The organism is Amycolatopsis coloradensis (genome assembly GCF_001953865.1).
In the GTDB taxonomy this organism is placed as follows: Bacteria; Actinomycetota; Actinomycetes; order Mycobacteriales; family Pseudonocardiaceae; genus Amycolatopsis; species Amycolatopsis coloradensis.
This window is the reverse complement of sequence record NZ_MQUQ01000017.1, coordinates 297,609-307,154: the sequence shown is the minus strand read 5'-3', so window position 1 is coordinate 307,154 and position 9,546 is coordinate 297,609. Positions and strand designations below refer to the sequence as shown.

The following is a 9,546-nucleotide window of genomic DNA, read 5'->3' as shown; positions in this document are numbered from 1 at the left end:
CACTGTCTGGGATCAGGGTGTCCGGTCCACAGGGGCAACCTCACCCTGGGCACGAAACTCGAACTGGCCACCGCCACCGCAACCAGAGCAGAGGCGGCCGAACGCGTCGCCACGCTCGCGCCCAAAGTGACTGAACAAGAGAAACTTCTCGCCGATCATCGAAGTGAGATCCTTCTCCGCTTGAACAAAAACGCGACGAAGCCTGGAAGTCCCACGAGACCGCGAAACGTGTCCTAGCCGACCGGGACAGCAACTTCAATCGCCTCGGCGACACCATTCGCGGAACAGGCGATCGCCTTGGTAAGAAGGACGCGGAGATCGAGCGTCTGACGCAAGCAGCTCGACCAGAAGACGCCGTACTGGCCGCCTGGGGCCGAGGCAGGGATGCCGCACGTACCGAGCTAGGCTGGCCGCCAGGGGTGCCGGAATCGGCAATGCCGGATCGACTGATCGAGGAGGCCACAGCTCCTCCAATCTCGGCAGAATTGGTCACGGTCGAGCGCCGCCGAGCCATCACGCTGGCGGAAGCTGCGCGCACGCAGCTAGCAACGGCGCTAGCAGCGTTCGAATACCACGCAGAAGGAGTAGGAGGCCCACCGTCAGACCTTCGTCTTGCGGCTGATTTGTACCTGAAGGCACGCGAGGCCGGAGAGGAGGATCCGGCGGGCGACCTGTTCGAGACGACGTTGGCCAATCTACAGGCGTGGCTCGATGACGATGACGATCGAGACCGAAATGCGCACGAACAAGTTCATGCAGCCAGAGCTAGCCGAGCGGCGACCACTGAATTCGTCACCTCCCAGACGAGACAGCTTCAGGAGGCGTTGAACCAGACACAGGAAGCGATCACCCAGCGCGCGGCCAGCGCCCTTGACGGAATCAGCGCGGCACTTGACAACCTCAACCGAGGTTCAGGCGGTATCGGTGCTCAACTTGCCTACGACGTAATTCCTCCCGGTGCGCCGGATCAAGACTGGACATGCCGCGTCACCCCCCGGTGGCGCAGGAATCCGGGTGGCCCCCTGCTTCCCTACGACAATGTCACCAACACGGCGCAGGAGAAGCTGTTTTCGATCCACCTTGTCCTTGCGGCTCTGCTCGCCGCGCCTCACCCGCGTGGACGGGTACTCATTCTTGATGAACTCGCCGATTCACTCGGAGCAGAACATCGGCGCGAGGTCCTTGACGCTATTGCCACCGTGGCCAAAGATCACGGCATCACCATTCTGGCGACCTGTCAAGACGCAATCATGACAGAGGCGCGCCCCTACTGTGGCGAGGTTCTCTACTTCCACTATCCCTCGAAATCCGCACCCCTGAACCGTCCGACGCGGATGTTCGGCTTCGACCCGAACGGAAGCCGCGTCGAACTCACTGCCGAGGCCCTTACCGAGGGCCGTAACCCAGTTTAGCGCGCCCAGCCAGACCCAAATGACAGTGAGCACCAGACGTGGCTTGGGATCGTAACCTTCCCATGTCGTGAACTGGGCTGTCGAGCGCGTGGCTCACCGGCCAACCGCGCATCGTGCCGCGCACCAGAAGCCGATTCGGTGAAACCCTCCGTGTTCAGTTAGGCATAGGCGCGACTCCGGCGCGGCGACTGGTCAAGGCCGTACGCTCCGAGTACCAGGAACCTATTGAAGGCGATCAACGGCTGAGCCGTTCACCGCGTGACGCAGAGTAGGGCAACCCCTTGCAGCCTGATCTACAGACCGCCCCGAACGTCGCTCATCGGTTGGGTCGATCGTCGTTGGCTACACCGCCGTAATCTGCTATTACGGCTTGGGCCTGGGCGGATGTGATGAGCCATGTTGCTATTTGTGGTTGCTCCCATTCGTTTGTTGGATCAGCGAGGATGATCGCTACGAAGACGTCGAAGGCGAGCTCGGGGTCGGCGAGCAGGCCCTGGTAGGTAGCGAGATCTCGGGAGCTCGGCACTGCCGGAACTCGGAGGTGGGTGTGCCATTCTCCGACCCACACGCTTCCGTCCTGTTCGAAGGCCCAATCGCCGAGCGTCTGGGCATAGTTGAGATCGCGTTCGAAGGATGTCGCTCGTCGAGTGGCATGTCGACCGGGTCCACCGGCATGACGGATAACGAGGCCGCTGCGCTCTGTCGTGCCGAGTAGAATCCCGCCAGTTTCGGTGCCGTCACGGGAAGCTCGTGCCTCGTGGGCGATGGCGTTGACGGCAGGCGTGGTAACGATGATGGCGGCGGGGACGGCGTCTGTCACGGCTTGCCGCACGTAGGACAGTCCTCACGCGGCGGCGCGATGGCGGATGCCCAGCGAGCGTTGCCGGTGTAGCCGAGATCGAAGGGGCCGGTCCATCCGCGGCGAGCTTGGAGGGCAATGGTCAGCTGTTCGCCGGGAAGGCGGTGTGCGTAGTGGCCAGCCGTTTCCAGCGCAGTTGCGGTAGTGATCTTGGCGGCGAGATCGCCCACGAGGGAGAGGTCAGAGCCTACGGCCGTCATCGGTTGATGCAAGGTTCCCGTGCCGTAACCGGCTTCGAGCGCGGGTTCGGGATCGAGGGTGCCGTCGTCGATGAGCGCCTGACGCCGGCATAGGAGGCAGCCGTGGTCTGGGAACGGGCGCAGCCGGATGATCTCTCCGACGCCGCCATCGGCGAGGACACAGGCTAGGACTGCTGGCTTTCCGGCGCGGCGTGCGAGGTGGCTGACTGTTCTTCGCGGAGCAACGCCATCGGCGCAGCAGAGGACGATGTCTGTTGCGGACAGTAGGCCGCGGATTTCGTGCGCGTCATCGACGACGTCGTAGCGGTACGGAACGATCCTCGTGTCGCTGCGCTGGTCTGCGAGGTGCTCGCGGAGCGCATCGACTTTGAAATGGCCTACATGGCGGTCGGGAAGTACGTGGCGGATCAGGTTGTGCCACATCAGTCGATCTGGGTCGACCAGCAAGAGTCGACCGACGCCGTAACCTGCGAGCGCCGTAACGGCTGCGCCGCCGATGCTGCCGACGCCGACAACCATGACCGTCGTCTTGGCGAGATCATCTATCGGCCAGTGGGCCGCGAGTTGTCCCGTGCCGACTTCTGCGGGTTCGACGGCCACGCTGACGCCGAAAACGCCGTCGCGCGTGACCCACCACGCTGCGAACGTCGGAATGGGTGTGACGTCGTATGGTGGGAACTCGGCGCCGGGGGCGTACGTGAGGACGACGTAGCCGAGTGCACCCGGATCGGTCAGGGGTTTGGGAAGTCGCTTGGCGAACTCGTCGCGCGGCACGCCGAACTGATCGCCACGCCGGACGAGCTCGTACCACCAGCCGTGCAGTTCCACCGGTGCCTGGAACCAAAGCCCGTCACCGCCGGCCTCGCCCTGATTGATTCGGTGCGTCTTGGGAGCCAGAGTGACCTGGTAGCCGGCCTCACCGATCTTGACGTAGCTCAGCAACATCAGATCGTCGGTTGACGAGCGCTTGAACTTGATCGCCCCCGACGTCCCAGCGTTCGGGGCCATGAGGCGCCGGAGTCCGTTGCGCGGAAGCAGGAGGACGGTACTTGTCATCGTTCCTCCCCAGAGTCGACGCTCTCCGCGGATTCGGCACCCTTCGGGTGCGCGTCGGTGCTATCGAGATGCTGGCCGGTGATCGTGATCAAGTCGTCCAGGGACGAGTCGCTCACGATTCCGTGCAGGGTCATTTGGTCCAGCGCACCGGCTTTCATGAGCGCGTACTCGATGCGCCACGCCGCCGCCTTGACGATGAGGTCGCAGACCGAGTCGCGGGGATCCCAGGCGGTGTCGGTTTGGAACTGGCACAAGCTGCCGTCGCCGTTCACGTGCCATCGGTGCTGGGTGCACTCCACGGGTTCCGGTCGTGGATCGACGGGAAAGATCCGCGGCGGCACCATCGGGTACGCCTGGCGATAGGCGATCTCGATTTGCATGCCATGCCCGCCGAGGAGGAATGTCAGCCCGGCTGGTTCGGGCCGCTGCAGCGGCCACATGGACAGTCGGCCGCTCCACACGCCGGCCCCGGCGCCGTGCCAGTCCAGCTCAGGAAAGGAGTCGGCGATCTCGCGTTGATCCCGGGCGAACCGCGAGGGTTCGGCCTCCCACCAAGGAATTGCCGCGAACTCCGGTCGATCGATCATGTCGGTAGTCAGCCTTGGGGCGCGTCCTTAATCGGCCGCTTGGTGACTGCGGGAACGATCAGTACGGGGCCGGTGGTGGCCTTGCCCTTCGGCGCGGGGAAGTCGCTGCCGAAGACGTCCCGCCAGAGCTTCTTCGCGTCATCGGTGTAGCCGTTTGCCGCGGCGTCGCACGCTTGATCGGCGAGGTCAGCGGCATCGAGCAGCGACTCGCGCAATCCCACACGGTCGAGGTCGGGCTGGATTTCCCCGCAGACGTCGGCAGGATCAGTGACCGGCCCGTTGCCGACCGCGGTCGCCGCCGCGGTGAAGAACCGGCGAAGTGCGTTGGGCCGGGTGTCGACGGGGAGGTGGTGAAGGGCGAGAACCTCCATCACCAACGACTTGACCTTACCCTCCACCTCGGCGCGTTTGCGCCACTTCTTGACCACGCGCACCAGACGGAGGAAGTAGTCCCAGTCCGCGCTGCGCTGTGCGATCTCCCGCACCAGGTATTGAGGGTTGGAAGGAACCCACAGCGAGGTGTCGCCGTCGGTTTTCTCGGGGATGAGGAGCGCGCCGTTGTCGTCCAGCGCAGGCATGGCGTCCACGGTGAACCCCTCGGGGGCGCCCGGGAGGTCAATGAAGCACTTCACCGCGTGCCGGCGCGGGTCGGCGCGTCGGACTAGCTTCTCGACCGTGCCGCTGTTGCCGAGCAACTTGGTGATCTTGTCGTGCAGCACATCGAGCGAGTCGGCGGCGGTGTTGTTGCCCGGCTCGCCCCAGCCGGGGTGGTCGTCACGGTCGAACACGACCACGAGGTCGACGTCGTGGATCAGCGGTCCGGTGTGCGTGCTGCGGCGCAGGGAGCCCGATCCCCACACCTCGACAACGTCGGCCTCGGCGCCGAGGGCCACCTTGAACGTGTCGCGGCGGTCCCGTGCCTCCTTGACCTGGGTAGGGTCAGCATCGACCGTCTTCTGGTATTCGTCGAACGCCTCGGTCAGACTCATCGGGCTCTCCTTATCGCCTCGGACAACCGCGCCGCTACGAAGCAGCAGGTCACAGCGCTGCCGTGACCTGCTGGTCCCGCTGAGCGGAGCCCTTCTCGACAGCGTAAGCGTCACCACCGACAATTCCGCGCGTCCAGGGGCGTGGCCCTCGACGTGTCGACCGCGATCCGCACTGCGCGGTGCGTCAGGCAGGAGCCAGGGCGGGGAACGGCTCGTAGGTGTTTGTGGCGGCGTCGAAGGTGAACGCGGTCCACCGACCGTGCTCCGGTGAGGCCAAGCGAGCACCCAACGCGACTGCAATGGCGACTGGGCCGCTGAGGAAGATGACGTGGCGACCGGTCCTCGCGGATGCCGCCAGCGGGGCGTCGCGCCACGCTTTGCAGGTCTGCTCGACCACCGCGGTGAAGGTGTCCTGGTTCTCGGCGAGCCTCGACGATGTCGTCCGCATCCCGAGGAGCAGGCCGACACCATGCTGACGACACGCCGCCTTGACGTGGTCGAAGAACTGATCGCCGCGTCCCTGCAGGTCCAGCGCCAATGCGACCACGGTCGGATCTCCCTCATCGAAGGCTTCGGGTCGATCGACGATCAACGGTTGATCGATGGACTCCACGGCACGCAACGCCGTCGCCGGGAAGTAGGCCGGAGCGCCGTCGGCCTGCCGAATGGCGTGCACGGCGACCTCACGCGCGTGGGTGTAGCCCAGGCGGGCGCCGAACCAGAACGCGACGTGCAGTGGCATCGTCGGGACCAGGTTGATCCGAGCCGCATCCGGGGTCAACCGCTCTGCCATGGTGGTCGCGGAGAGCGTTTCGTCGGCCAAGGCGTTGACCAGTTCCTGGTCCCATCGACCGTCGCCTGGCAGTTCGATACTCGTCTTCAGCGTTACCGTGCACGTGCGCCGGCAGAACATCTCTGCTTGCTGGTCGAGTTGAAGTGCCCGCGCTTGGCCTCGGCGAGCGTCGCTCGCGGTCACGACAATCCCGACGCGAACGCGTCGACGAGCCCGTTCGCGCAGCAAGATTCCGATACCTACCAGCGCAAGACCCACCGCGAGGCCGACAACAAACCACCACCGACCCGCCGTCTCGCCGGTGACGAAGGACTTCACCGCTTCGACTCCGAACCCACCCGAGACGATGCCGCCGATCGCAACGGCTGCGGTGCCGTCGAGCACCGCCTGCCAGCCCTGACTCTTCGCGGGCTCCGCGGATCCGACCACGGTGAGCCGCGGCTTGCCTGGCTGTTCCTGTCCGACCACGACAACCATCCACCATCTGTTCGTAACCGCCTCACCGCCGACCGGCAGGAAGCAGCACAACTCTAGGTGCGACTGCGTTGGGACAAAGCGCGCCGAGGGTAGCGACACGCGGGCTTCCGTTCATCGTGGCCGGCCTTGGCCGCGCACCCGCTCATCGCAAGACGAGTTCTAGTTGGACCAAAATCGACAACAACCGATCGGTAGCCCCCCAACCTGGCAAAAACGCAGGTCAGAGATAGTGAGGGGGCTACCGATGCTTCGGTCCCGGTGGAGGTTAGGGGACCTTACTCGAACATAAAAGACCAGGTCAGAGCCCTAGAGGAGCTCCGTGAGAAGCTCCCCAGCCTCGATACCCCCGAGCCGACCTTGATCAAGCGCGACCGACCTCGCCGGGCCCGGCAACTACGTGCCGATCAAGTCGAGCAGTTGATCGCTGACTACCGGTCCGGCGCGACGGTGTACGAACTCGGTGACCGGTTCGGCATCGAGCGGCGGACGGTCAGCACCATCCTCCACCGACACGGCGTGCCGATGCGCCGCCGCGGCCTCTCCCCCGAGCAGGTCGACGACGCCATCCACCTCTACAACCTCGGCTGGTCACTGGCGCGAGTCGGCGACCACCTGGGCGTCAACCACACGACAGTGCTGAACAAGCTCCGTGAACGTGGCATCCCCACGCGAGACTCCCACGGGCGTCCGCGAGTCGAAGCCGGCGGTGGTCGATGACCAGGCGCGCAGATATGTCGACGCAATCAGCTTCGGACGAGGCTTCCGTCGTGCGGCCCGTCACCGTGATCATGGGCGTCGTCGTCGGCCTCACCTTCCTCTTCGGCTTCGGCAACGTCCTCAACCTCGCCCTCCGGCTCGGAGTCCCGATCTGGGTCGCACCGCTCGTCGCACCTGCGGTCGATCTGTCGATCTTGGTCTGCTGCTGGGTACCCGGCACCTGGCGCTCGCAGGCGCGTCCGCGGACGTACTGCGGCCGGCTCGCCGCCTCCTGATCTTCGCGAGCGTGGTCACGTTGGCGTTGAACGTGGCCGACCCGATAGTGGCGGGTGAGTACGGAAAGGCAACTTTCTACGCCGTCGGCCCGTTTCTCTTGATCGGCTGGGCTGAAGTGGGCCCGAGCTTCCTCCAGGCGCTCGGTGAGTTCAGTACTTCGACGGCCACGCGCAGTGCGGTTGCTGAAGAGCAGTTGGAGGAGCTCGTGCGAGAGAAGCAGGAGGCGAGCTCGGTGGGCAGTGGGACCAAGCGGGACGAACCGGCCGGTCGGAGTAGGCCCCACCTGCCGCGGAAGAAGCGTTCGTCGGAGACGCTCTTGGGATTGGCGCGGGAAGCGGACGCTGCGCATCGAGCTGTGCACCAGAAGCCGATTTCGGCGGACACGCTTCGTGTTCAGCTGGGCATAGGTGCGACTCAGGCCCGGCGGCTGGTCAAGGTTGTGCGCTCTGAGTTCCAGACTCGGACCGAAGGCGGTCAGCAACTGAACAGCGATCAGCAAGACGCACAGCGTAGCGAACCTCTTGCAGCCTGATCCGGGGTGTCGGCGCGGGCAAGGAGGTACGGCAGGCGTCGGGTCTTCTCGGCGTGCACTGACGGGTGCAGGGACCCGCGCGCCATCCAAGAAAGGACTACAAGAAAACCGGGACATGGCGACGTCGGGTGATTGGCGATCCGAAAATGGATGCCGAACTTTCTAACATCGAAGAGCGTCTTCCGTTCGTACTAGGCAAGCGGGCGGCGGCACTCGGAATTGCATTCTAGAGTACTGTGGCGCCCATGGAGGGCGTAGCTAAGCGGTCACCGTGCGTCTGACTCAAATAATTATCGATCAATTCGAAAGCTTTATGCCACTGGTGGGAACGTTGCGTGTTCTATGGGAAATCAACCGCTACGATCGCCAAAACTGGTTTCGCCGATAATTTCAACCTTGTGTAGAATGTATGAGTATGGCAGAACTAAGCCCACATGCGGCAGCATTTCTCCAAGAGGAAGCGGTGAGTCGGCCAACGGTTGGCGACGCAGAGATCTGTAGGGCCGCACTCCGACGTAATTCGGCTATTATCTCCGGCGAACCGCCAACGGTGGCCACGATCAGGGATTATGTGATAGATGGCGATACACCCGTCCCTGTTAGGATCTATAACGAGCCTTCCAAAGGGTCATCGCCTGTAATAGTCTATTTCCATGGGGGCGGCTTTGTAATCGGCGATCTTGATACTGTTGACACATTGTGCCGCCACTTAGCTCTCGCGGCTAGTTGTGTAGTGGTGAGCGTGGATTACCGTCTCGCACCAGAGTACCCTTACCCGGCCGCTATTTCAGATTCCGACTCAGTAGTGCGCTGGATTTTAGGCGGCGGATTAGCCTCGTGTGACACAACGCGGCTCGCCCTCGGCGGCGATAGTGCAGGTGCCAACTTGGCAACCGTGACAGCATTACGTATGCGCGATCGCGGCGAAGCCGCCGCGGTAAACTTTCTGGCGTATCCTTTTGTTGACCTAAGGGTGGACAGTCGCCCCTCACGTGTTCGATACGGGCAGGGATACGGTCTCGACGGCGAAATGATCGACTGGTATAAGTCGTGCTACTTGCCGTCCGAAGATTTATCGAAATCACCATTTGTCAGCCCAGTTTGTGCAAATTTGAAGGGGTTGCCGCACACGCTAATTATGACAGCTGAGTGCGACCCACTTAGGGACCAAGGCGAGGACTATGGAAGATTGCTCGCAAATGCTGGCGTAACGGTTACCCTAGTCTGCTATGCCGGCGAATTGCATGGGTTTCTCAGAGCGATTTCTGTGACACCCGCCGCGTCGGCGGCAATAAGTCAGATCGCGTCAACCGTTAAACGGTCTTGGAATCTCGGGGCGCACATCGAATACGGCCTTCACGAATAGGGTGACACTGTCATCTAAATGACGTTTCTACCTGCTGCCATCTGGAACTCTCCGACTGTAACCTGACGGCATTCTGAGTCGCCTACCGAAGAACATCTCGGCGTGTCCAAACTGCCAGGGCGCGGACCCTGCAATGCTATCAATCTACATCGCCAGCAATTTGATGTATACTGGCTGAGTGTCCACTGGCGGCGATGGCTTGGCCGCCAGGTCGACGTAGCCGATCGGAGGAATTTCGTTGTCGTTGGGGTCAAGACCGTCTCAAGGTTCAGACGACCGCGA

Annotated in this window: 8 protein-coding genes and 1 pseudogene; 4 read left to right on the top strand and 5 right to left on the bottom strand. The window is 63.2% G+C overall.

All coding sequences use genetic code 11. The annotated features are described in order from the left end of the window. The first annotated feature begins 434 nt into the window (after positions 1-434). Complete coding sequence (locus BS329_RS30640; RefSeq protein ID WP_143253271.1) at positions 435-1,412, top strand: hypothetical protein; 978 nt, start codon at positions 435-437, stop codon at positions 1,410-1,412. 316 nt (positions 1,413-1,728) lie between these two features. On the opposite strand, the gene BS329_RS30635 is transcribed toward BS329_RS30640, so the two are convergent. The 5 genes from BS329_RS30635 to BS329_RS30615 form a co-directional block, all read right to left on the bottom strand. Continuing rightward, positions 1,729-2,244, bottom strand: coding sequence for a Mov34/MPN/PAD-1 family protein (locus BS329_RS30635; protein WP_076164994.1), 516 nt, complete (start codon positions 2,242-2,244; stop codon positions 1,729-1,731). Further along, positions 2,229-3,527, bottom strand: coding sequence for a HesA/MoeB/ThiF family protein (locus BS329_RS30630; RefSeq protein WP_076164993.1), 1,299 nt, complete (start codon positions 3,525-3,527; stop codon positions 2,229-2,231). Before BS329_RS30630 ends, BS329_RS30635 begins: the two co-directional genes overlap by 16 nt. Next, a complete protein-coding gene (locus BS329_RS30625; RefSeq protein ID WP_076164991.1) occupies positions 3,524-4,114 on the bottom strand; it encodes a ubiquitin-conjugating enzyme family protein in 591 nt (196 codons plus the stop codon). The genes BS329_RS30630 and BS329_RS30625 overlap by 4 nt, the downstream gene beginning before the upstream one ends. An 8-nt stretch (positions 4,115-4,122) precedes the next feature. Further along, a complete protein-coding gene (locus BS329_RS30620) occupies positions 4,123-5,103 on the bottom strand; it encodes a nucleotidyltransferase family protein (RefSeq protein ID WP_076164989.1) in 981 nt (326 codons plus the stop codon). A 184-nt stretch (positions 5,104-5,287) separates the two neighbouring features. Next, the gene (locus BS329_RS30615) at positions 5,288-6,373 is read right to left on the bottom strand and encodes an SAVED domain-containing protein (RefSeq protein WP_076164988.1); all 1,086 of its coding nucleotides are present in this window, start codon (positions 6,371-6,373) and stop codon (positions 5,288-5,290) included. 417 nt (positions 6,374-6,790) lie between these two features. Here BS329_RS30615 and BS329_RS30610 point away from each other — a divergent pair, with 417 nt between their 5' ends. The 3 genes and pseudogenes from BS329_RS30610 (at position 6,791) to BS329_RS45580 (ending at position 9,264) form a co-directional block, all read left to right on the top strand. Then, positions 6,791-7,090 (top strand): hypothetical protein, encoded by a 300-nt coding sequence (locus BS329_RS30610; protein WP_244197350.1) that lies wholly within the window; start codon positions 6,791-6,793, stop codon positions 7,088-7,090. Positions 7,091-7,104: 14 nt separating this feature from the next. After that, positions 7,105-7,898 (top strand): annotated as a pseudogene (locus tag BS329_RS30605) (hypothetical protein). A gap of 409 nt (positions 7,899-8,307) precedes the next feature. After that, the gene (locus tag BS329_RS45580; RefSeq protein WP_084750371.1) at positions 8,308-9,264 is read left to right on the top strand and encodes an alpha/beta hydrolase; all 957 of its coding nucleotides are present in this window, start codon (positions 8,308-8,310) and stop codon (positions 9,262-9,264) included. Positions 9,265-9,546: the final 282 nt, after the last annotated feature.

Coding starts and splice junctions, on each gene's coding strand:
- BS329_RS45580 (WP_084750371.1), top strand. CDS start 8,308: ATGAGTATGGCAGAACTAAGCCCACATGCGGCAGCATTTCTCCAAGAG.
- BS329_RS30620 (WP_076164989.1), bottom strand. CDS start 5,103: ATGAGTCTGACCGAGGCGTTCGACGAATACCAGAAGACGGTCGATGCT.
- BS329_RS30615 (WP_076164988.1), bottom strand. CDS start 6,373: ATGGTTGTCGTGGTCGGACAGGAACAGCCAGGCAAGCCGCGGCTCACC.
- BS329_RS30640 (WP_143253271.1), top strand. CDS start 435: ATGCCGGATCGACTGATCGAGGAGGCCACAGCTCCTCCAATCTCGGCA.
- BS329_RS30625 (WP_076164991.1), bottom strand. CDS start 4,114: ATGATCGATCGACCGGAGTTCGCGGCAATTCCTTGGTGGGAGGCCGAA.
- BS329_RS30630 (WP_076164993.1), bottom strand. CDS start 3,527: ATGACAAGTACCGTCCTCCTGCTTCCGCGCAACGGACTCCGGCGCCTC.